At 50.8% G+C, this 22,232-nt stretch carries 21 protein-coding genes and 1 tRNA gene; 10 read left to right on the plus strand and 12 right to left on the minus strand.

Annotated features, from left to right (window positions below; genetic code table 11):
* Nucleotides 1-54 precede the first annotated feature (54 nt).
* From R5268_RS03780 to sdhC, 4 genes are read right to left on the minus strand one after another with little or no spacing between them, the layout of a single operon-like run.
* The gene (locus R5268_RS03780) at nucleotides 55-771 is read right to left on the minus strand and encodes a succinate dehydrogenase iron-sulfur subunit (protein ID WP_046893707.1); all 717 of its coding nucleotides are present in this window, start codon (nucleotides 769-771) and stop codon (nucleotides 55-57) included.
* A 34-nt stretch (nucleotides 772-805) separates the two neighbouring features.
* A complete protein-coding gene (sdhA, locus tag R5268_RS03785) occupies nucleotides 806-2,572 on the minus strand; it encodes a succinate dehydrogenase flavoprotein subunit (protein WP_317418640.1) in 1,767 nt (588 codons plus the stop codon).
* On the minus strand, nucleotides 2,573-2,932 hold the full coding sequence (gene sdhD / locus R5268_RS03790) for a succinate dehydrogenase membrane anchor subunit (RefSeq protein WP_046893705.1): 360 nt from the start codon (nucleotides 2,930-2,932) through the stop codon (nucleotides 2,573-2,575).
* The gene (sdhC, locus tag R5268_RS03795; RefSeq protein WP_046893704.1) at nucleotides 2,926-3,315 is read right to left on the minus strand and encodes a succinate dehydrogenase cytochrome b556 subunit; all 390 of its coding nucleotides are present in this window, start codon (nucleotides 3,313-3,315) and stop codon (nucleotides 2,926-2,928) included. The genes sdhD and sdhC overlap by 7 nt, the downstream gene beginning before the upstream one ends.
* A gap of 589 nt (nucleotides 3,316-3,904) precedes the next feature.
* Between sdhC and R5268_RS03800 the strand changes: the two genes are divergently transcribed.
* Complete coding sequence (locus R5268_RS03800) at nucleotides 3,905-5,197, plus strand: citrate synthase (protein WP_166707233.1); 1,293 nt, start codon at nucleotides 3,905-3,907, stop codon at nucleotides 5,195-5,197.
* A gap of 72 nt (nucleotides 5,198-5,269) precedes the next feature.
* Here R5268_RS03800 and R5268_RS03805 read toward each other — a convergent pair whose 3' ends face one another.
* Nucleotides 5,270-6,034: a helix-turn-helix transcriptional regulator gene (locus R5268_RS03805; RefSeq protein WP_317418639.1), complete on the minus strand. Its 765-nt coding sequence runs from the start codon at nucleotides 6,032-6,034 to the stop codon at nucleotides 5,270-5,272.
* A gap of 104 nt (nucleotides 6,035-6,138) precedes the next feature.
* Between R5268_RS03805 and R5268_RS03810 the strand changes: the two genes are divergently transcribed.
* Complete coding sequence (locus R5268_RS03810) at nucleotides 6,139-7,287, plus strand: multidrug effflux MFS transporter (RefSeq protein WP_317418638.1); 1,149 nt, start codon at nucleotides 6,139-6,141, stop codon at nucleotides 7,285-7,287.
* 58 nt (nucleotides 7,288-7,345) lie between these two features.
* Here the strand turns inward: R5268_RS03810 and R5268_RS03815 are convergent, their stop codons facing one another.
* The 4 genes from R5268_RS03815 to seqA form a co-directional block, all read right to left on the minus strand.
* Complete coding sequence (locus R5268_RS03815) at nucleotides 7,346-8,089, minus strand: type 2 GTP cyclohydrolase I (RefSeq protein WP_166707230.1); 744 nt, start codon at nucleotides 8,087-8,089, stop codon at nucleotides 7,346-7,348.
* A gap of 126 nt (nucleotides 8,090-8,215) precedes the next feature.
* The gene (locus tag R5268_RS03820) at nucleotides 8,216-8,428 is read right to left on the minus strand and encodes a YbfA family protein (RefSeq protein WP_046893701.1); all 213 of its coding nucleotides are present in this window, start codon (nucleotides 8,426-8,428) and stop codon (nucleotides 8,216-8,218) included.
* Nucleotides 8,429-8,757: 329 nt separating this feature from the next.
* Nucleotides 8,758-10,398 carry a phosphoglucomutase (alpha-D-glucose-1,6-bisphosphate-dependent) gene (gene pgm / locus R5268_RS03825; RefSeq protein ID WP_107680545.1) on the minus strand — a complete coding sequence of 547 codons (1,641 nt, stop codon included), beginning with the start codon at nucleotides 10,396-10,398 and terminating at the stop codon, nucleotides 8,758-8,760.
* Nucleotides 10,399-10,445: 47 nt separating this feature from the next.
* Nucleotides 10,446-11,000, minus strand: a complete 555-nt coding sequence (gene seqA / locus R5268_RS03830) for a replication initiation negative regulator SeqA (protein ID WP_107680544.1) — start codon at nucleotides 10,998-11,000, stop codon at nucleotides 10,446-10,448.
* Between the two features lie 258 nt (nucleotides 11,001-11,258).
* Here seqA and ybfF point away from each other — a divergent pair, with 258 nt between their 5' ends.
* Nucleotides 11,259-12,038 carry an esterase gene (ybfF, locus tag R5268_RS03835; RefSeq protein ID WP_107680543.1) on the plus strand — a complete coding sequence of 260 codons (780 nt, stop codon included), beginning with the start codon at nucleotides 11,259-11,261 and terminating at the stop codon, nucleotides 12,036-12,038.
* A gap of 30 nt (nucleotides 12,039-12,068) precedes the next feature.
* Here ybfF and R5268_RS03840 read toward each other — a convergent pair whose 3' ends face one another.
* Nucleotides 12,069-12,323 carry a hypothetical protein gene (locus tag R5268_RS03840; RefSeq protein WP_317418635.1) on the minus strand — a complete coding sequence of 85 codons (255 nt, stop codon included), beginning with the start codon at nucleotides 12,321-12,323 and terminating at the stop codon, nucleotides 12,069-12,071.
* Between the two features lie 298 nt (nucleotides 12,324-12,621).
* Here R5268_RS03840 and ybfE point away from each other — a divergent pair, with 298 nt between their 5' ends.
* From ybfE to fur, 3 genes are all read left to right on the plus strand, one after another.
* Nucleotides 12,622-12,915: a LexA regulated protein gene (gene ybfE, locus R5268_RS03845; RefSeq protein WP_004235627.1), complete on the plus strand. Its 294-nt coding sequence runs from the start codon at nucleotides 12,622-12,624 to the stop codon at nucleotides 12,913-12,915.
* 147 nt (nucleotides 12,916-13,062) lie between these two features.
* A complete protein-coding gene (fldA, locus tag R5268_RS03850) occupies nucleotides 13,063-13,593 on the plus strand; it encodes a flavodoxin FldA (protein ID WP_046893696.1) in 531 nt (176 codons plus the stop codon).
* Between the two features lie 178 nt (nucleotides 13,594-13,771).
* Nucleotides 13,772-14,221: a ferric iron uptake transcriptional regulator gene (gene fur / locus R5268_RS03855; protein ID WP_046893695.1), complete on the plus strand. Its 450-nt coding sequence runs from the start codon at nucleotides 13,772-13,774 to the stop codon at nucleotides 14,219-14,221.
* 130 nt (nucleotides 14,222-14,351) lie between these two features.
* Here the strand turns inward: fur and glnS are convergent, their stop codons facing one another.
* Complete coding sequence (gene glnS, locus R5268_RS03860) at nucleotides 14,352-16,019, minus strand: glutamine--tRNA ligase (protein WP_052926244.1); 1,668 nt, start codon at nucleotides 16,017-16,019, stop codon at nucleotides 14,352-14,354.
* A 173-nt stretch (nucleotides 16,020-16,192) separates the two neighbouring features.
* Nucleotides 16,193-18,223, minus strand: a complete 2,031-nt coding sequence (nagE, locus tag R5268_RS03865; RefSeq protein ID WP_317418634.1) for an N-acetylglucosamine-specific PTS transporter subunit IIBC — start codon at nucleotides 18,221-18,223, stop codon at nucleotides 16,193-16,195.
* 429 nt (nucleotides 18,224-18,652) lie between these two features.
* On the opposite strand from nagE, the gene nagB reads away from it, so the two are divergent.
* The 4 genes from nagB (at nucleotide 18,653) to R5268_RS03885 (ending at nucleotide 22,225) form a co-directional block, all read left to right on the plus strand.
* Complete coding sequence (nagB, locus tag R5268_RS03870; protein WP_046893692.1) at nucleotides 18,653-19,462, plus strand: glucosamine-6-phosphate deaminase; 810 nt, start codon at nucleotides 18,653-18,655, stop codon at nucleotides 19,460-19,462.
* Nucleotides 19,463-19,545: 83 nt separating this feature from the next.
* A complete protein-coding gene (gene nagA / locus R5268_RS03875) occupies nucleotides 19,546-20,709 on the plus strand; it encodes an N-acetylglucosamine-6-phosphate deacetylase (protein WP_046893691.1) in 1,164 nt (387 codons plus the stop codon).
* A 13-nt stretch (nucleotides 20,710-20,722) separates the two neighbouring features.
* Nucleotides 20,723-21,958, plus strand: a complete 1,236-nt coding sequence (locus R5268_RS03880; RefSeq protein WP_182105108.1) for an ROK family protein — start codon at nucleotides 20,723-20,725, stop codon at nucleotides 21,956-21,958.
* 190 nt (nucleotides 21,959-22,148) lie between these two features.
* Nucleotides 22,149-22,225 (plus strand) — tRNA-Met (locus tag R5268_RS03885).
* Nucleotides 22,226-22,232: the final 7 nt, after the last annotated feature.

Raw genomic sequence — 22,232 nt, forward strand, 5'->3', positions numbered from 1 at the left:
GCCTGCCTTGCAGGCATCTTATTATTATCAATCGCTTAAGCAGAATAAAGTTAATTATGCACTGCGTTTCAGTAACATTGATTTAATATGACCGATTGCTTTTGTCGGATTCAGCCCTTTAGGACAGACACTGACGCAGTTCATGATGCCGTGACAGCGGAATACGCTGAAAGCATCACTGATGTCGTCGAGGCGGGATTCTGTCTCGGTATCACGGCTGTCTGTCAGGAAGCGGTACGCCGCTAATAAACCGGCCGGGCCGATAAATTTATCCGGGTTCCACCAGAAAGACGGGCAGGACGTCGAGCAGCAGGCACACAGGATACATTCGTACAGACCATCGAGCTTTTCACGCTGCGCAGGTGACTGTAAATGCTCACGCGCCGGCGGGTTTTTGTTGTCGTTGATCAGATACGGACGGATCTTTTCATACTGCGCGTAGAACTGCCCCATATCCACGACCAGATCCCGTACCACCGGTAAACCCGGCAGCGGGCGGATCACCACCTTTTTGCCGCCTTTCGTCAGTGCCGACAGCGGTGTGATACAGGCCAGACCGTTTTTGCCGTTCATATTGATACCGTCAGAACCACACACCCCTTCACGACAGGAACGGCGGAATGACAGGCTAGGGTCCTGCTCTTTCAGCTGGATCAATGCATCCAGCACCATCATGTCCCGGCCTTCTTCCACATCCAGCTGATAGTTTTGCATGTGAGGTGCGTTATCCACATCCGGGTTATAGCGATAAACTGAAAATTCAACTTTCATAGTATTCTCTCCGCAAATGCCTCATCACCACACATCAGTAAGTACGAATCTTCGGCGGGAAAGGTTCACGCAGCTTAGGCTGCATGTTCACCGCACGACGTGTCATGGTTTTAGATTGCGGCAGGTACAGGGAATGACACAGCCAGTTCGCATCATCGCGATCCGGATAGTCAAAACGACTGTGCGCACCACGGCTTTCGGTACGGAAGTTGGCGGCCATTGCAGTGGAATACGCCGTTTCCATCAGGTTATCCAGTTCCAGGCACTCAATACGCTGGGTGTTGAATTCTGATGAGGTGTCATCCAGGCGCGCATACTGCAGGCGCTCTTTAATGGCTTTCAGCTCTTCCAGTCCTTTTGCCATCGCATCCCCTTCACGGAATACCGAGAAGTTATGCTGCATGCAGGATTGCAGAGCCTTGCGGATAGCCACCGGATCTTCACCACTGCGGGTGTTGTTCCAGCGGTTCAGACGCGCCAGCGCCGCATCAACATCCGATTCACCGGCATCGCGCATTGCGCCCTGCTCCAGAATAGACTCTTTCAGATGCAGACCGGCTGAACGGCCGAAGACCACCAGGTCAAGCAGCGAGTTACCGCCGAGGCGGTTTGCGCCGTGGACGGATACACAGGCAATTTCACCGACAGCAAACAGACCAGGAACCAGCACATCCTCACCCTGCTCATTCATGCTCACAACCTGGCCGGTCACTTTAGTCGGGATACCGCCCATCATATAGTGGCAGGTCGGGATAACCGGGATCGGTTCTTTGACAGGGTCAACGTGAGCGAATGTCCGTGACAGCTCCAGAATACCCGGCAGACGGGATTCCAGCACCTCTTTACCCAGATGGTCGAGTTTCAGTTTCGCATGCGGTCCCCACGGGCCGTCACAACCACGGCCTTCGCGGATTTCGATCATAATGGAACGGGCAACCACATCGCGCCCGGCAAGGTCTTTGGCGTTCGGTGCGTAGCGCTCCATAAAGCGTTCGCCGTCTTTATTAAGCAGATAACCACCCTCACCACGGCAGCCTTCTGTGACCAGAACCCCGGCACCGGCAATCCCGGTCGGGTGGAACTGCCACATCTCCATATCCTGCAACGGAATACCGGCACGAACGGCCATGCCGACACCATCACCGGTGTTGATATGGGCGTTAGTGGTGGACTGATAGATACGTCCTGCACCACCGGTTGCCAGAATCGTGGCTTTGGCTTTGAAATAGACCACTTCACCGGTTTCGATACAGATAGCGGTGGTACCCATAATGGCGCCGTCCTGGTTTTTCACCAGATCGAGGGCATACCATTCGGAGAAAATTGTGGTGTGATTTTTCAGGTTCTGCTGATACAGCGTATGCAGCAGTGCATGACCGGTACGGTCAGCCGCGGCGGCCGTACGTGCAGCCTGCTCGCCCCCGAAATCTTTGGATTGTCCGCCGAACGGACGCTGATAAATACTGCCGTCATCCAGGCGGGAAAACGGTAATCCCATGTGTTCCAGTTCCAGCACCGCTTCCGGGCCGGTTTTACACATGTATTCGATAGCGTCCTGGTCACCGATGTAATCCGACCCTTTTACAGTGTCGTACATATGCCATTCCCAGTTATCCGGATGGGTATTCCCCAGCGCCACCGTGATACCACCCTGGGCGGATACGGTATGAGAGCGGGTCGGAAACACTTTGGATAACAGGGCACAGGACAGGCCGGACTGAGAAATCTGGAGTGCCGCGCGCATACCTGCGCCGCCTGCACCGATAACAACTGCGTCAAACTCTCTGACAGGTAAGCTCATTTAGACACCCCACACAATGATTGAACCGTAAATGACATAAGCGGCCAGTGCAATAATCACAATAAATTGCAGCAGCAGACGCAGGCTCAGGCACTTGACGTAATCCGTCAGTACCTGCCATAACCCGACCCAGGCGTGGGCGAGAATGGCTATCAATGTCAGCGTGGTGAACACCTGAGTGAATGAAGAGGCAAAGAAGCCACGCCAGACGTCATAAGTGATGTCTGAAGTAAAGGCCACAAAGCCGATGAGGTAGAGTACATAAAGTGTAATCACAATCGCACTGGCACGCAGAATTAACCAATCCTGAATACCGTTACGGCCGAGCGTGGTCGCACTGATTTTTGAATTATTCACCATACCAGAACCCCCGCTAACACGGCTAAAATCACAGTCAGAACCATGGAAATCTTCGCGGATGAAATACCGGCAGCCAGTGTTTCATCAACAAATCCGAAATCCATTAACATGTGACGGATACCGCCACAGATGTGATAAGCCAATGCAGTGAGGATGCCCCAGAGGATAAACTTCGCGAAGAAACCGCTCATAATATCAGCAGCCTGCGCAAACCCTTCCGGTGAGGACAGCGACAACCCTAACAGCCACAGCAGAATCGCTACAGCCACAAAGGTAATGACGCCTGAGACACGGTGTAAAATTGAAGCGATTGCAGGGATCGGAAAGTGGATCGTCTGCAAGTCTAAATTGACAGGTCGTTGTTTTTTCACAATTTTGCCCACACAGCTCTTTATTATTTTTCCTTCCTCCGGACCCGGGCGGAAATCAGACAGCGCTGGGGAAATAAGAACAATCCTTAAGTAAAATCCACATCCGTATTGTTTTACAAAAGTAATGATTCAGTTACGCTGGGTGCTCCTGCTTCAGGGAATTCCGGAGACCTTGGGGCAGTATATGGACTTCACAATATGATTACAATTCCCATACAAAATGTTTGGTCAGATTTAGCCAGAACAGTGAATAAGATCACGGTTCACACAATAAAAACGCCCATTATTATTACTTGTGACATTTTGACAACAATTGAATTACATTATGTGGTTAAATACAAAAATTAAACTGACGATTACCGGCAAGAAAGACTTCCCGTAAGTGCAAACTTATGCAAAAGTGTAACTTGCAAAAAATGCACAATATCTTGCTGTACAACATAACTTTTATCGCAACACAAAGTTTCACTAACAATCTGATAACACATTGGTGCGCCGTACCGGATAACGTAATACCAGGTACGGTATCCATTCAGGTAACGCACCCGTGGTTATCACAAAAGATTGCAAAACAAATAATAAATGCGCTAAGGAGACCTACATGTCTAATATAAAGGCGGAGCTGACACTAAACGGCGTCAGGGTTACTGATCTGGATATCCTGAGCCCGACTCTCGGCCAGCCCGTAGTCGATGTCCGGACGCTCGGCGGCAAAGGCTATTACACCTTTGACCCCGGCTTCACCTCCACTGCGTCCTGTGAATCCAAAATCACGTATATCGACGGTGATGAAGGTATCCTGTTACATCGCGGCTTCCCTATCGAAGAGCTGGCGATGAAATCTGATTATCTGGAAGTGTGTTATATCCTGCTCTACGGCGAAGCGCCCGGCCAGAAAGAGTATGACGAGTTTAAAGAAACCGTAAAACGCCACACCATGATCCACGAGCAAATTACCCGCTTATTCAACGGGTTCCGCCGTGACTCTCACCCGATGGCCGTCCTCTGCGGCGTAACCGGTGCACTGGCAGCGTTCTACCATGATTCGCTGGATGTGAATAATCCGCGCCACCGCGAAATTGCGGCCTACCGTCTGCTCTCCAAAATGCCGACCGTGGCGGCAATGTGTTATAAATACTCTGTCGGACAGCCGTTTGTCTATCCGAAGAACAATCTTTCCTACGCCGGTAACTTCCTGCGTATGATGTTTGCCACCCCGTGTGAAGAATATGTGGTAAATCCGGTACTGGAACGTGCAATGGACAGAATTCTGATCCTGCACGCCGATCACGAACAGAACGCATCCACCTCAACCGTGCGGACCGCCGGTTCTTCCGGTGCCAACCCGTTCGCCTGTATCGCAGCCGGTATTGCCTCCCTGTGGGGACCTGCACACGGCGGTGCGAACGAAGCCTGCCTGCGTATGCTGGAAGAGATCCAGACCGTTGAACACATCCCGGCCTTTATTGAGCGCGCGAAAGATAAAAATGACTCTTTCCGTCTGATGGGCTTCGGTCACCGCGTGTACAAAAACCATGACCCGCGTGCCAAAGTAATGCGTGAAACCTGCCACGAAGTGCTCAATGAACTGGGCCTGAATGACAGTCTGCTGGAAGTGGCGATGGAGCTGGAGCGTATCGCACTGAACGACCCGTATTTCATCGAGAAGAAACTTTACCCGAACGTGGATTTCTACTCCGGTATCATCCTGAAAGCACTGGGTATTCCGTCGAATATGTTTACCGTGATCTTTGCTATCGGCCGCACCATCGGCTGGATCGCACACTGGAGCGAAATGCACGACGACGGCCTCAAAATTGCCCGTCCGCGCCAGCTTTATACCGGTTATACTGAACGTTCGTTTGAAACCAAAGTCACTAAACGTTGTTCATAGTATTAATACCGCATCCGTCCTTATAAAACCCTCTCCGGAGGGTTTTTTTATGCATTTTTGTCCGCGTCTTATTCATTTTCCCATATATTCACCGGGGGTTTTTCCGGTCATCTTGCGGAAGAAAGAGACAAAGGCGCTGTCACTGGCAAATCCGAGTGCCTGTGCAATATCACTGCTGCGGTATTTTTTCGCCAAAAGTTCAACAGATTTAATTAGTCGCCACTGCTGCCGCCATTGCTGATAACTCATGCCGGTTTCCCGGCGGAAAATCCGTGTGATCGTTTTTTCCCCCGCACCACAGCGCGATGCCAGTTCATTCAGCGGCGGCGGTAAAATCTGCGGATCAAGCGTTTTCAGCCGCCGGTCAGACGGCAGCGGTAACTGCATATCTTCACGTCCGGCCAGCGCCATCTCATCCATAAATACCGGTAACAGATGCTGTAACCGTGGCTGTGTCCAGTCACTGTCAAACGGCAGCCCGGCAAACAAAAACAGGATCTCGCGCAGCAGCGGCGATACCCCGGAAATGACACAGGTTGCCGGCAGGCAGGCACTGAGCTGTGCATCCGGATACAGCGACCGGTAGCCGACAGCCTCAAACATCTGCACACGGTGCAGCACCCGCGGCGGGATCCACGCCACCCGCGTCGGCGGCAGCACTGATAACGTATCAGTCAGAGTGATCTGAATCGCCCCGCGTTCAGTAAACAGCAATTGTCCGCGCTGATGACGGTGAAAGCCGGAATCATGCTGCGCAGCCATCTCTGCGGCAATACCAATCAGCGGTACGGAATAGCTGTCTGCATCAAATTCATCACTTTGTTTCAGCCACGCCATGTTGTCCCTTTTGATAAACAGAATGTCCGGATTATTATAATAAGACATCAGCTCTTTTGCTAATCTTCGTCCCGTTCATTTCAGTTACAGAAAAGGGGACAAAAATGACAATACAAAAACCGACATTAACGCTCGCCATTGCGCTGATGATGTTCCCGCAGATAGTGGAAACCATTTACAGCCCGGCGCTGACAGATATTGCACAAGGCTTTGGTGTCAGTGCGGCACAGGCAGGGCAGACACTGTCACTGTACTTTTTTGCCTTTGCTTTTGGCGTGATCACCTGGGGACGTTTATGTGATATTGCAGGCCGCAGGCGCACTATGCTGAGCGGGCTTGCTCTTTACGCGGCCGCATCCTGCGGTGCGGTTATCACGAAGGATTTCAGTGTATTACTGATCCTGCGGATGTTATCTGCTTTCGGGGCGGCGGTCGGTTCAGTCGGCACACAAACCATCATGCGTGATTGTTACAGAGGCGATGAGCTGGCAAAGGTGTTCTCTGTTATGGGGATCGCACTGGCTGTCAGTCCGGCGCTGGGTATGTTCAGCGGCGCGGCACTGACCGGTTTTGCCGGTTATCAGGGCGTCTTTACCGGGCTTGCGGTACTGGCCGTTGTTTTACTGGTCTGGACTGCGCTCCGGCTGCCGGAAACAGCGCCGGCTCATATTACCGTCATCTCTCTGCCGGAAACAGCAGGACGAATGCTGAGAGACGGATTTATCCTGCGTAATGTGCTGCTGATTGCCTTTCTGAATATCAGTCTGTTCAGTTATTACCAGTTAGCACCGTTTTATTTCAGTGAGCTGGGATTAACACAACAGGAATTCGGTTACAGCGGATTATTGCTGGCTCTCGGTGTCGCAGCCGGATCACTGATTAACCGGCGGTTACTCAAACGCGGATGGCACACCCATTCACTGATTCGTCTGGCGGCAGTGATCGGGATTATCAGTGCCTCTGCGGTCTGGCTGTTATCTGACTCGGTTCTGTTCGTACTGCCGGTCACCGGAGTTGTTGTTTCCTACGGGCTGGCCATTCCGAATATTCTGGCCGGTGTGTTACGGGATTACCGCGATCGCCTCGGTACTGCAGGCGCCCTGCTGGGTCTGATGTATTACCTGCTGATTGGCGGCGGACTGGCGCTGGCCGGATTGAGCCAGAATCTCGGTATGTCACTGTTTATCTGTGCAGCGGGAACACTTATCTGTGCACCGCGCAACGCACGGCAAAGTACACAAACTGCGCAGTAAGACATGATAACCATATAGTAAAAGCCGGTCAGATGACCGGCTTTCTTCTTGTTACGTGTTATGCCGGATTCGGAATATCCACAAATATCACGTCGAGACCATGTTCAGCCTGTAACCACTCACCCAGTGCGCGAATCCCGCCGCGTTCGGTAGCATGGTGGCCCGCTGCAAAGAAGTGCATTCCGCATTCACGGGCGATATGAATTGTCTGCTCTGATACCTCGCCGGTCACAAAACCATCCAGACCGGCATCAGCTGCCGCCTGAATAAAACTCTGACCACCACCGGTACACCAGCCCAGTTTTTTAATCTGAGCAGGCGCATTATCCCCGCAATGCAGAATCTCCCGATCCAGTCCCTGCTGTAAACGCTGTGCCAGTTCCTCACCGCTGACCGGCTGAGCAAACTCTCCGCAGGGAAGTAACGGGTCGACCTGTCCGGTCACCGTAACCCCCATCAGCTCTGCCAGTTTCGCGTTATTACCCAGTTCCGGATGCGCATCCAGCGGCAGATGATAACCGTATAAATTCATATCATTACACAGCAGTGTTTTGATCCGGCGCTGTTTCATTCCGCGGATACTGACCGGCTCGTTTTTCCAGAAATAACCGTGATGCACCAGCACCGCATCGGCATTCAGTCTTACCGCTTCATCCAGTAAAGCCTGACAGGCGGTGACGCCGGTTACCACCCGCTGAACCTGTTCACGTCCTTCAACCTGTAAACCGTTCGGGGCATAATCCTGAAATTCCTGTACTGCCAGTTTTTCATTAATAATCTGTTCTAATTCAATGTGATTCATACTTTTTTCCTGTCCGTGCGGATACGCTTTACCATACCTTTCCGGCCTGCCAATAGCAATTTACAGACAAAAAAAACGCCCCGCGATAATATCGCCGGGCGCCTCTTTTGCTGCCGGATGCCGGTATCAGTGATGCTGTGTACTGCTGATCGCATTCTCTGAACGTGCCAGCCAGACCGGCTTATCGCTCGTCTTGGTCCACACACGGTACAGATAACTCCAGAAGCGGGCGCGATCCCGGTAAAACAACATGAACGGGAACGCCAGGATACCTAAAGAGACTGCACCGGCACGGCGCAAGAGAACCTTATGCAACGGATATTCCTGAAATGTTGACATTGAGACCCTCCTTAATAACGGATTATCGCAAAATGGCAATAATCACCGAATGTATTTCACTTTCATATTAACCCGGCTGGTGAAACTTTACCACTCATCTGACCACTTAAACCCGGCACAATGCGCACAAAACGCCCTTTTCCCGGTAATTAAATTACATAATTGTTACTTTTTATCATTTTATTAACATATTTATTATTAAAAAATTAAGCTACCACAGTGATGAAAATACCTTATGATATTCCTGTTGTTAATTGATATCCCCCTGCCCGCGGTAAAAAAAACGCGGAGGGGAAAATCCGCTCCGCGTCGCTTTTTCCGGGAATGCGTCAGTCTGCAATCACCTGGTTGACTATCTCAATCGCTTCTTTTTCTATCTGTGCCAGATGTTCCGGGCCACGGAAACTTTCACAGTAGATTTTATAGGCCTCTTCCGTACCGGAAGGACGCGCGGCAAACCATCCCTGCTCACTCATCACTTTCAGACCGCCGATCGATGCACCGTTCCCCGGAGCGGTAGTCAGGCGTGCCGTGATCGGATCACCGGCCAGAGTATCTGCGGTTACCATTTCCGGAGACAGTTTCGATAAGCGGGATTTCTCCGCATGACTCGCCGCAGCCTGAATCCGGCTGTAGCACGGCGACCCGAATTTTTCTGCCAGCTCATCATAATGCTGCTGCGGGTTTTTACCGGTCACGGCAGTCAGTTCCGCAGCCAGCAGGCAGAGGATAATACCGTCTTTATCGGTTGACCACGGCGTGCCGTCAAAACGCAGGAAAGAAGCACCGGCGCTCTCTTCACCGCCGAAGCCCAGTGTGCCGTTATACAGTCCGTCAACAAACCACTTAAACCCGACAGGGACTTCCGCCAGATCACGCTGTAAATCAGCCACCACGCGATCAATCATTGCGCTGGACACCAGCGTCTTACCGACACCGACAGACGCAGGCCAGTCCGGACGGTGCTGAAATAAATAGTTAATCGCAACTGCCAGATAATGGTTCGGATTCATCAGCCCTTTCGGCGTCACAATACCGTGGCGGTCGTAATCGGGGTCATTGGCGAAAGCCAGTGAAAAGCGGTCACGCATACTGAGCAGCCCGGCCATTGCCCATTTTGAGGAGCAATCCATGCGGATCACACCGTCATGGTCCAGCGGCATAAAGCGGAATGTCTGATCCACCTGTTCATTGACCAGCTCAATATCGAGATCATAAAAATCACGGATGCGTTTCCAGTACTCAATCCCGGCACCACCCAGCGGGTCCACACCGATTTTGAGTTTCGCGTTACGGATAGCATCCATATTGATCACATCACTGAGCGAGCTGACATACGGCTCAATCAGGTTGACTGCACTCACCAGCGGACTGCGCAGCGCCTCACACACCGGCATTTGTTTTACCTGTGCCATATGACCGGCCAGCAGGTCGTTAGCACGTTTTTCGATAACAGAGGTGAGGTCAGTATCCGCCGGGCCGCCGGTCGGCGGATTATATTTGATACCGCCATCTTCCGGCGGATTGTGTGACGGCGTGATAACAATGCCGTCAGCTTTATCCGTATGTGCCCGGTTGTAAGTCAGAATGGCATGTGACACCGCCGGTGTCGGAGTGAAACCATTATTTTCCTGAATAATAACGCGGACATTATTGGCAGCCAGTACAGACAATACAGTCTGAAACGCGGCTTCAGACAGCGCGTGGGTATCTTTGCCCACATAGCACGGCCCGGTAATACCCTGCTGCTGACGGATTTCGGCAATAGCCTGAGTGACCGCCAGAATATGTGCTTCGTTAAAACTGCCGCGCGCCGCGCTGCCGCGGTGGCCGGAAGTCCCGAATTTGACCTGCTGTGCCGGGTCCGCCGCATCAGGTGCAAGGGTATAATACTGAGAGGTCAGCTGCGCCACGTTGATTAAATCGGATTGCTGCGCTGGCTGACCAGCCCGCGGGTGCGTATGAGCCACTGTGTCATTCTCCCCTGATTACGCCGTCACCGGCAGATAAATACCCCTTACAGGGTATTGCAGACTTTCTCGACAGTATTTGCCGGGAAGCCCATTCCCTGCATAATCTGTTCTACCATGCTCTGTTTGCGCTGAGTATTGGTGTTGGTGATAACCCAGAACGGCGTGCCCGGAATGTGGCGCGGTTTGCTGGTTTTACCGCTGGCCAGCAGCGTGTGTTCATCACCGGCAAAGTATACGCGGGTGCGGCCGTGGAGCTCATCCGTGCTTTTACTGAACCCGTTCGGATCAATGTTATACAGTGCGGATAACACCAGCATAAAACGATCGATCGTTTTCTTTTTCTCTGAATAGGTATCAGATAACAACAGCTCGCGCATGACGCGGACCGGGTCCTGAGAAACGGTTTTCACCGGACGGGCGGTAACCTGCGGGATGTTATTATCTGCGCTGTCCGTTGCAGCGGGTGCGCAGGTGGCATCCGGCGTCTGCGGGCCTAAATTAAGCATACGGCGTAAAATTACCGATGCGCTTTCGCCAATGTGCTGTGTGTGGCTGGCAATATAACTGTAAAGTTCTTCATCTACATCGATTGTTTTCATTTCTACCCGGTTCTTTTATTCGTTAACGCGAAACACGTTATTATAAGATAGAAAAACACAAAACAAAACAATTAAAATTTCAATAACTTAAACTAAAAACCACCGCAGTTTGCCACATCCGGCATTTAAAAAATAAATCAGTAAGTTATCGTTTCCTGACGCATAATCCGGTGCAGAAACATTTGCTTAACATGTTGGTTTCCGGAGGTGGCCGTGTCATCATAGCTGCCTGTTTTGCTCTGCGGATCGGTTGTTAATATGAAATTACCTGCATTACTTCATCATGAAATATTCACGCCTGAAATATCACATCACACCACACCCATTGTACTTATCCATGGTCTGTTCGGTGATCTGCATAATCTCGGGGTGCTTGGCCGTGAACTGCGGAAAACGCATACCGTGGTACAGATTGATGTCCGTAACCACGGTGATTCACCACGTGCGCAATCCATGACTTACGGGGAAATGGCGCAGGATGTGCTTGATCTTATCCGTGCCCTGAATATTGAAAAAGCGATTGTGATTGGCCACTCCATGGGCGGAAAAATTGCCATGGCACTGGCGGCACTGGCACCGGATGTCACTGAAAAGCTGATTGTTATTGATATGGCTCCGGTAGCTTACGGCGTACGCCGTCACGATGAGATTATCGCGGCACTGGAAGATGTCACCGCTGCCGGTGTCAGCACCCGGACAGACGCCGCCGCAATTATGGCGCAGCGCATCCGTGAAGATGGCGTCATCCCGTTTCTGCTGAAATCCTTTAAACAGGGAGAGTGGAAATTCAATCTGCCGGTGATCAAAGCGCAGTATGAATCCATCATCGGCTGGGAAACCCTGCCCCCGCAACAGGTTCCGCTGCTGCTTATCCCGGGCGGTAATTCATCCTATGTAAAACCGGAATACCGCGACGCAATTATGGCGCAGTTCCCGCAGGCAACCGCGCATGTGATTGCCGGATGCGGACACTGGGTACACGCTGAAAAACCGGACGCGGTTCTGCGCGCCATCGGTCGTTTCCTGGATAAAGCCTGATACCGGTGCCGCCGTCACGGCGGCGTTTATTCACTGACGGAAACTCAGTATCAGATTGTCAGTGTCACTCTCCTGCCACCAGGCCACAACAGAACGTACCTGCTGTCTGACATCCTGTCCCGGCAAATCAACGCAGATATCCAGCAGGCAGCAGCCCGATAAAATCAGACAAAAATACTGAAGCGGGCCGCTTAATACGGCCAGTATCTGTTTGATTGTTTTGCCGGACAGACGCTTTTTGTGTGACATACGCGATGATAGTGCTGGTTCTGAGATACGTTCCATGTACGCGTCCTCTGTTATTCCCTTGCCGAAAATACATACTACGTAATGCCCGCCGTCAAAAACACTCCGTTATCCTGATGGGAACGATCTCTTTTTTCTAATATATTCATAATGATAATTGCAATCAAAAAACCATCAATACACCATATCATCCGCGATAACACTGCCGCCGTGCGGTGCGATGTTAATCAATCTGTACAAAATCCGCGGCAACAGACCGCGAAGCGGTAGCGGTATGCGGGATGGCGGTGTATCATTGCGCGTTTATCATTGTAATCCGCATTTTCGTAGTAAAATTATGGCCAAAGAACAAACGGATCGTACCACGCTGGATTTGTTCGCTGATGAACGCCGGCCCGGACGCCCGAAAACAAACCCGCTCTCCCGTGATGAGCAGTTGCGGATTAACAAACGCAATCAGCTGCGGCGTGACAAAGTTAACGGATTACGCCGTGTTGAGCTCAAACTGAATGCGGATATTGTCGATGCCCTGAACCAGCTGGCATACGAAGAAAACGTGAACCGGGGAGAACTTATCGAGCAAATTCTGCTTGATTATCTTCAGCGTTCAGATTTATGCACCAAATTGTGAGACGACACACCACACAAATTTGACAGACTTCAAATACTGTTTTCGTCAGAATAGTATTTATAAAGATGAAATAGTTATAATTTCTGCTTGTTGTCGCTGCGGCGTCCTTTTTGCAGGTACAGAGATTTTCGGTTGAGAGGCTTATTTATGGCAATCGCAGGTATATTTTTCGGTAGTGACACCGGTAACACAGAAAATATCGCTAAAATGATTCAGAAATCACTCGGCGATGATGTCGCAGAAGTCAGGGATGTTGCCAAGTGCAGCAAAGAGGACATCGAAGGGTTTGATTTCCTGCTGCTGGGTATCCCGACCTGGTATTACGGCGAAGCACAGTGTGACTGGGATGATTTTTTCCCGACGCTGGAAGAAATTGATTTCAGCGGTAAAATTGTGGCGATCTTCGGTTGTGGTGACCAGGAGGATTACGCAGAGTATTTCTGTGACGCCATGGGTACCATCCGTGACATCATTGAGCCGCGCGGCGCCACCATCGTGGGTCACTGGCCGACAGAAGGCTACCACTTTGAAGAGTCAAAAGGACTGGCAGATGACAGTCACTTTATCGGCCTTGCGATTGATGAAGATCGCCAGCCTGAGCTGACGAATGAACGCGTGGCAAAATGGGTTGAGCAGATCCGCGAAGAAATGAGTCTCGACGAGATTCTGGCAATTTAAGGGTTACCCCGTAAATTGCGAATGATAATTCTGCTTATTTATGTAATGATATTATTATCCGGTCCGGCATCGGTCAGGCGAATCGCACCTGACGCCTTTTGATAGCCGGGCATTGTGTTCAGCCGTTGAGCGTTCCCCTGAAGTGCGCTCACCAGCGACAATATAGGACTAAATCCGCATGACCGATAACAATAAAGCATTGAAAAATGCAGGACTGAAAGTCACACTTCCCCGCCTGAAGATTCTGGAAGTGTTACAGGATCCGGAGTGCCATCACGTCAGTGCGGAAGATCTCTACAAAAAACTGATCGATATCGGTGAAGAGATTGGACTCGCAACTGTCTACCGCGTTCTGAATCAGTTTGATGATGCCGGTATCGTCACCCGCCATAATTTTGAAGGCGGTAAATCCGTATTCGAACTGACCCAGCAACACCATCACGATCACCTGATCTGCCTGGATTGCGGTAAAGTCATTGAGTTCAGTGATGAATCCATTGAGACACGTCAGAAAAATATCGCGGAACGTCACGGTATTAAACTCACCAACCACAGCCTGTACCTGTACGGTCACTGTGCGGATGGCGACTGCCGTTCTGATGATGGTATCCACGACGAGAAAAAATAATTCTCTCCGGTAACCGAATTGTATGAAAGGTGCGTAATGCACCTTTTTTATTGTGTTTTTTCCGTCAGACACAAACAAAAAAACCGTTCGCATGAACGGCTTTTTTATATCAGTAACAATGTGTTATCTGTTATTTACTTTCCATTTTTGCCCAGGTATCACGCAGGCCGACAGTCCGGTTAAAGACTAATTTATCCGCTGAGGATAATTTGGCATCGGCACAGAAATACCCTTCACGCTCAAACTGATACGGCTTGCTGCTGTCTGCGGCCACCAGTGACGGCTCCACAAAGCCCTGACGGATCACCAGAGAATCCGGGTTAAGTGTTGCCAGGAAGTCATCTTCCGCACCCGGGTTAGGCACACTGAACAGACGATCATACAGACGGATTTCCGCCGGTACCGCGTGTTTCACGCTGACCCAGTGAATAACACCTTTTACTTTACGGCCGTCAGCCGGATCTTTGTTCAGGGTTTCCGGATCATAAGTACAGTAGATAGTGGTGATATTACCTTCGCTGTCTTTATCCGCACGTTCAGCTTTAATCACAAACGCGTTGCGCAGACGCACTTCTTTATTCAGCACCAGACGCTTGTACTGTTTGTTAGCTTCTTCACGGAAGTCAGCACGGTCAATCCAGATTTCACGGCTGAACGGCACTTCACGGCTGCCCATTTCCGGTTTGTTCGGATGATTCGGCATGGTCACCATCACATCGCCTTCCGGCATGTTTTCGATCACGACTTTCACCGGATCAATAACAGCCATGGCGCGCGGTGCACTTTCGTTCAGATCGTCACGGATACAGGATTCCAGCGCCGCCATTTCGACGTTGTTATCCTGTTTGGTAACGCCGATACGGCGGCAGAATTCACGGATAGAGGCGGCAGTATAACCACGGCGGCGCAGACCGGAAATAGTCAGCATGCGCGGGTCGTCCCAGCCCTCAACAAATTTCTCGGTCACCAGCTGATTCAGCTTACGCTTGGACATCACGGTGTATTCGAGATTCAGGCGTGAGAATTCATACTGACGCGGATGACAATCGATAGTGATGTTATCCAGAACCCAGTCATACAGACGGCGGTTATCCTGGAATTCCAGGGTACAGAGTGAATGAGTGATCCCTTCCAGCGCATCAGAAATACAGTGCGTGAAATCGTACATCGGATAGATGCACCATTTATCACCGGACTGATGGTGTGTGGCAAATTTAATACGGTAAATAACCGGGTCACGCATCACCATAAAGGAGGATGCCATATCAATTTTGGCACGCAGACACGCTTTCCCTTCCTCAAAACCGCCGTCACGCATTTTTTCAAACAGCGCGAGGTTCTCTTCCGGGGTGCGGTCACGGTACGGGCTGTTTCTGCCCGGCTCTTTCAGGGTACCGCGGTACTGGCGGATTTCTTCCGGACTTAATTCGCAGACATACGCCAGACCTTTGTTGATCAGCTCAACAGCGTAGTTATACAGCGTGTCGAAATAGTCGGAGGAATAACAAACTTTGCCGCTCCACTGAAAACCGAGCCATTTGACATCGTTTTCAATGGAATTGACGTATTCCACGTCTTCTTTCACCGGGTTGGTATCATCAAAACGCAGATTGCATTGCCCCTGATAGTCTTGTGCAATGCCGAAATTCAGGCAGATTGATTTTGCATGACCAATATGCAGGTATCCGTTCGGCTCAGGCGGGAAGCGCGTGTGAACCGTGGTATGTTTTCCGGAAGCCAGGTCTTCGTCAATAATCTGACGAATAAAGTTTGTCGGGCGGGCATCAGCCTCGTTCATTGTCATAATTCCTCAATGCAATATGCGCGTTAATAACCCCATATCATCCGATATGATGCGCTCATATACAACCACTTGATCACGGAAATATCAGCAGGACAGGTGCCTTCGCGCAAAAAACAGATAAAAAACGGGAAGCAGATGCCTCCCGTTATTATCATAACTGCAATCACTTATTTAATGACGTGATACAACTCAGATTCGTTTGCCTTAACCAGACCTTTGGCAACAATCTCCACACGATCATAATCGTCGATATTACTGATGATTACCGGGCTTATCATTGATTTGGCATGTTCGTTCAGATAAGCCAGATCCAGTTTCAGCACCGCATCACCGGCCGCAACCTGCGCGCCTTCCTCAATCAGGCGGGTAAAGCCGTTACCGTTCAGATTCACGGTATCAATACCCATGTGAACAATAATCTCCGCACCATTATCCGTTTCCAGACAGAACGCATGGTTGGTATCGAAAATTTTCACCACGGTACCTGCTGCCGGCGCATATACGGTGTCACTTTCCGGTTTGATAGCGATACCGTCACCAACAACACGACTGGCAAATGCTTCATCCGGTACAGCAGATAAATCAACCACTTCACCGTCGAATGGTGCCACCAGCGTCAGTACCACGTTACCGTCGCCCTGCGCTTTGGCTTTAACCGCTTCCGGGGCGGCTGCCGCAGCCTGAGCCGGAGCCACCGGGCCTTCTTTCAGCACATCACGCATCGCATTGGCAATCAGTTCGGCACGGGTACCGACAATCACCTGCACACTCTCTTTGTTCAGACGGATAACACCGGAAGCACCGATATTTTTCGCATAAGCATCATTCACCTGTGCAGAATCTTTCACGGTCAGACGCAGACGGGTGATACAGGCATCAATACCGGTCAGGTTATCTGATCCGCCGACAGCCGCGATATACTGACGCGCTTCGCTGCTGATGGATTTTTTCTCATCTTTATTGTTGCTGCTGACATTCTCGCTGTAACCATCAACGGTATCGTTGGTTGCCATCGCCGCTTCACGACCCGGAGTTAACAGATTAAATTTGGTGATAACAAAGCGGAATACCACATAGTACAGGGCAAAGAAGACCAGCCCCTGTAAAATCAGCATATACCAGTTAGTCGCCAGCGGGTTGCGTGAGGACAGCGCCATATCCACCAGCCCCGCACTGAAGCCGAAACCGGAAATCCACTGCATGGTTGCGGCGATAAACAGAGAGATACCGGTCAGGAAAGCATGGATGACATACAGCACCGGAGCCACAAACATAAAGGAGAATTCAATCGGTTCGGTGATACCGGTGAAGAACGCGGCAAAGGCACCGGCGATCATAATACCGGCCACTTTTGCTTTATTTTCCGGTTTGGCGCAGTGATAAATCGCCAGTGCAGCCCCCGGAATACCAAACATCATGATCGGGAAGAAACCAGCCTGGTAACGGCCGGTGATACCCGCAACCGCTGTGCCTGCATCAATGGATTGCTGCCCGGCCAGGAAGTTAGGGATATCGTTGATATCTGCCACGTTAAACCAGAATACTGAGTTCAGTGCGTGGTGCAGACCGACAGGGATCAGGAGACGGTTAAAGAAGCCGTAAATCCCCGCGCCCCATGCGCCCAGGTCTTTAATGCTCTTACCGAAGGAAACCAGTGCATCATAAATGACCGGCCAGACATACATCAGCACCGCAGCAACCAGAATCATCACGAAGGATGCCAGGATCGGCACCAGACGACGGCCGCTGAAGAATGACAGAGCCATCGGCAGTTCAACACCGCTGTAACGGTTATACAGTTCGGCAGAAATAACACCGACCAGAATACCGATAAACTGGTTATTGATCTTACCGAATGCCGCCGGAACCGCTTCCGGAGGGATACCCTGAATCATACCGACTGTCGCGGTGGAACACAGAGTGGTGACCACCATAAAGCTGACAAAACCGGTCAGTGCTGCCGCACCGTCTTTGTCTTTTGACATCCCGTACGCGATACCGATAGCGAACAGCATTGACATATTTTCAATGATCGCCGCACCGGATTTAATCAGGAACGCGGCAACCACGTTGTCCGCACCCCAGCCCGTCGGGTCGATCCAGTAGCCGACCCCCATCAGAATTGCCGCTGCCGGTAATGTGGCGACAGGCACCATCAGTGCCCGGCCAATCCGCTGCAGATAGTTCAGTATACCCACTCACTCCCCCTTGCCGCCCTGACGAACGGCCTTTTTGTTTTACTGCATTATTATCACAGTCATGACTGACTGCCTTATTGTGTACAACCGGATTATTTAACAACCGGCCTGATTACCTGCCGGATTGTGTAACACTTATTTTACTGCCAACTATACGTATCAGTCTAAAAAGTTTATTTTGCATCGCAAATTAAATAGCTGTGATTTGTGATTATTGTCACCAATATTCATCACCGGCTGGTTAAAATGCTGGCAGTCACACAAAACTTATTTTAAGATAAAAAATATCTTTTCCGGCGGCTGTATTCTCCCCCGTGACTAATAAATCCCGGGTATTCATGTTATAGATGAGAAAGGAATAATCTTCCTGAGACAGCACAGCAGGTACCGGGCCGATAATCCGGTATAACTTAATGAGGTAGAATCGATATGCGTTTAATCCCTCTTGCGAAAGCGCAGGATGTCGGTCAGTGGTCCGCACAGTACATCGCTGACAAAATCAATGCGTTCCGCCCTTCGGCAGAGCGCCCGTTTGTTCTGGGACTGCCGACCGGCGGCACCCCTCTGGCGACCTACAAGGCGCTGATCGCCCTGCATCAGGCCGGGAAAGTCAGCTTCCGTCATGTGGTGACCTTTAACATGGATGAGTACATCGGCCTGCCGGAATCACATCCGCAGAGCTATCACTCATTTATGCATGAAAACTTTTTTAATCACATTGATATCCCGGCAGAAAACATCAATCTGCTCAATGGCAATGCCCCGGATACCGATGCGGAATGTGAACGCTATGAAGCGAAAATAAAAGCGTACGGCGGCGTACAGCTGTTTATGGGCGGCGTCGGTAATGACGGCCATATTGCGTTCAACGAACCGGGTTCATCACTGACCTCACGCACCCGTGTCAAAACACTGACACCGGAAACCCGTATCGCCAACTCCCGTTTCTTTGATAATGACATCAATAAAGTGCCTAAGTATGCACTCACTGTCGGTGTCGGTACCCTGATGGATGCCAAAGAGCTGCTGATCCTTGCCACCGGTCATAACAAGGCAATGGCGGTACAGCAGGCGGTTGAAGGCTCAGTGAACCATATGTGGACAATCACCTGTGTGCAGATCCATCCGAAAGCCATTGTGGTGTGTGATGAACCGGCCACACTTGAGCTGAAAGTAAAAACCCTGAAGTATTTCTGTCACCTTGAATCTGACATTATCGAACAATTTTCTGCTGAATAACCGATGCTGACCGCCCTTTATCCGGGCGGTTTTTGTTGTGTTGTCTTATCTTTAAATAAGTATTCTCTCCCCCAGGAGGCGTTATGTACGCATTAACCAATGCCATTATTTATACCGGTCACGATCGTCTGGAAAACCACGCGGTCATTATTGACGGCGAATTAATCCGCAGCGTGTGTCCGGTCAGTGAGTTACCGGACGGAATTGATACCCGTGATCTGGGCGGTGCCATCCTCTCCCCGGGATTTATTGATTTGCAGGTCAACGGCTGCGGCGGCGTACAGTTTAACGACAATGAGGACGACATCACTGTCCGCACCCTGGACATAATGCAGAAAGCCAATGAGCGTACCGGCTGCACCAGCTTCCTGCCGACACTGATCACCAGCCCCGATTCGCTGATGAAACTGAGTGTCAGCACCATGCGCGACTATCTGAAAACACATAAAAACCAGGCGCTGGGGCTGCATCTTGAAGGGCCGTATATCAACCCGGTGAAAAAAGGCACGCACAACCCGGCTTATATCCGCAAACCGGATGCCGCGATGATCGATTTCCTGTGTGACAACGCAGATGTGATAACCAAACTCACCCTGGCACCGGAAATGGTGGAGCCCGCTGTTATCCGCAAACTGACGGATGCCGGCATTGTGGTTTCATCCGGGCACTCCAATGCGAGCTATGAAGAGTCCCGTGCCGGATTTGAAAACGGCATTACCCTCTCCACTCACCTGTTTAATGCGATGCCGTACATTTCCGGCCGTCAGCCGGGACTGATTGGTGCGATTTATGATACTTCTGAAATATATGCCGGGATTATTGCTGACGGCCTGCATGTCTCCTGGCCGAATATCCGCAACAGTAAAGCGCTCAAGCGCGACAAGCTGATTCTGGTCACCGATGCCACCGCACCGGCAGGACTTGATCCGCAAACCAGCGAGCTGGATCATTTTATCTTTGCCGGCAAAACGATATATTATCGTGATGGTTTATGTGTGGACGAAAACGGCACTCTGAGTGGTTCTTCGCTCACCATGATCCGCGCAGTGGCAAACTGTGTTCAGCATGTCGGTATCCCGCTGGATGAAACCCTGCGCATGGCCACACTCTATCCGGCACGGGCAATTGGTGTTCAGGACAGACTGGGAAGTATTAAATCCGGCAGTATTGCCAACCTGACCGCCTTCACCGCTGATTTTTCTGTCTGTATGACAATCGTTAACGGGAATGTGGTTCATTTATCATGAGTAAAAGATGCCGATGGGTAACGGAATTCCGCAGATAGGTAATATTGATTTAGTCAAACAGCTGAACGGGGCGGTAGTTTACCGCCTGATAGATCGTTCCGGCCCGATTTCACGCATTCAGATTGCCGAACAAAGCCAGCTGGCCCCCGCCAGCGTCACCAAAATTACCCGTCAGCTTCTTGAGCGCGGCCTGATAAAAGAGGTGGATCAGCAGGCATCCACCGGCGGACGCCGCGCTATCTCCATTATTTCCGAGCACCGCGCTTTCCAGACTATCGGCGTGCGTCTCGGCCGCCATGACGCCACCATCGCACTGTTTGATCTCAGCGGACGTGCCATTGCAGAGGAAACCAGTCCTCTGGAAGCCACCTCTCAGGCGGATGCGGAAGCAAAACTTATCGCACTGATCGATAACTTCAGGCAGGCACAACAGCGCCGTATCCGTGAGCTGATCGCCATTGCGGTGATTTTGCCGGGGCTGGTCGACCCTGATCACGGCATTGTCCGTTATATGCCGCATATTGCCGTCAGTGACTGGCCGCTGACCGAAAACCTCCATCAGCATTTTAACCTGCCCTGCTACGCCGGGCATGATATCCGCAGCCTCGCGCTGGCTGAACACTATTTCGGTGCCACCCGCGACTGCGCAGATTCGCTGCTGGTACGTATTCACCGCGGAGCCGGAGCGGGGATCATTATCAACAATCAGATCCTGCTTAACCGGCGCGGTAATCTCGGTGAAATAGGCCATATTCAGATTGATCCGCTCGGCGGGCGCTGTCATTGCGGAAACTTCGGTTGTCTGGAAACCGTCGCATCAGATGCCGCTATTGAAACACGGGTAAAACATCAGCTGGAACAAGGGTTTGAAAGCGAATTAACACCGGATAACTGCTCCATTCGTGCTATCTGCCGGGCAGCCAACCGGGGCGATGCACTTGCGGCTGAAGTGATAAAACAGGTCGGCAATTCTCTCGGAAAAGCGATTGCTATCACAATAAACCTGTTTAACCCGCAAAAAGTCGTGATTGCCGGTGAGATAACCGCCGCTGAAAATGTCCTTCTGCCCGCACTGCAAAGCTGCATAAATACGCAGTCACTGAAAAATTTCCGCGAGGATCTGCCGGTCGTGATTTCACAGCTGCCGCCAAACTCCGCTATCGGTGCATTTGCCCTGATAAAACGGGCCATGCTGTACGGTGAATTGCTGTTGCATGTTCTCGAAAACAAACCGGATGCGGAAGAATAATCTGCTGCCTGATAAATGCATCAACTCTGTGATTTTATCCTGTTTTTTGTTCTGTTTATCTTCAAAGTGATTATTATGCAGGCAAACAAACGGATTTCATCAAAATATCTGCAAAAAGCAGTTGACGCTTTTGGCTGTAATCCGCATAATGCGCCCCGCAACGCCGATGAAGGTCACGCAAAAAAAAGATGGCTACGTAGCTCAGTTGGTTAGAGCACAACACTCATAATGTTGGGGTCACAGGTTCGAATCCCGTCGTAGCCACCATCTTTTT

Source organism: Morganella sp. BCCO 40_0007, from assembly GCF_032989665.1.
GTDB lineage: Bacteria > Pseudomonadota > Gammaproteobacteria > Enterobacterales > Enterobacteriaceae > Morganella > Morganella sibonii.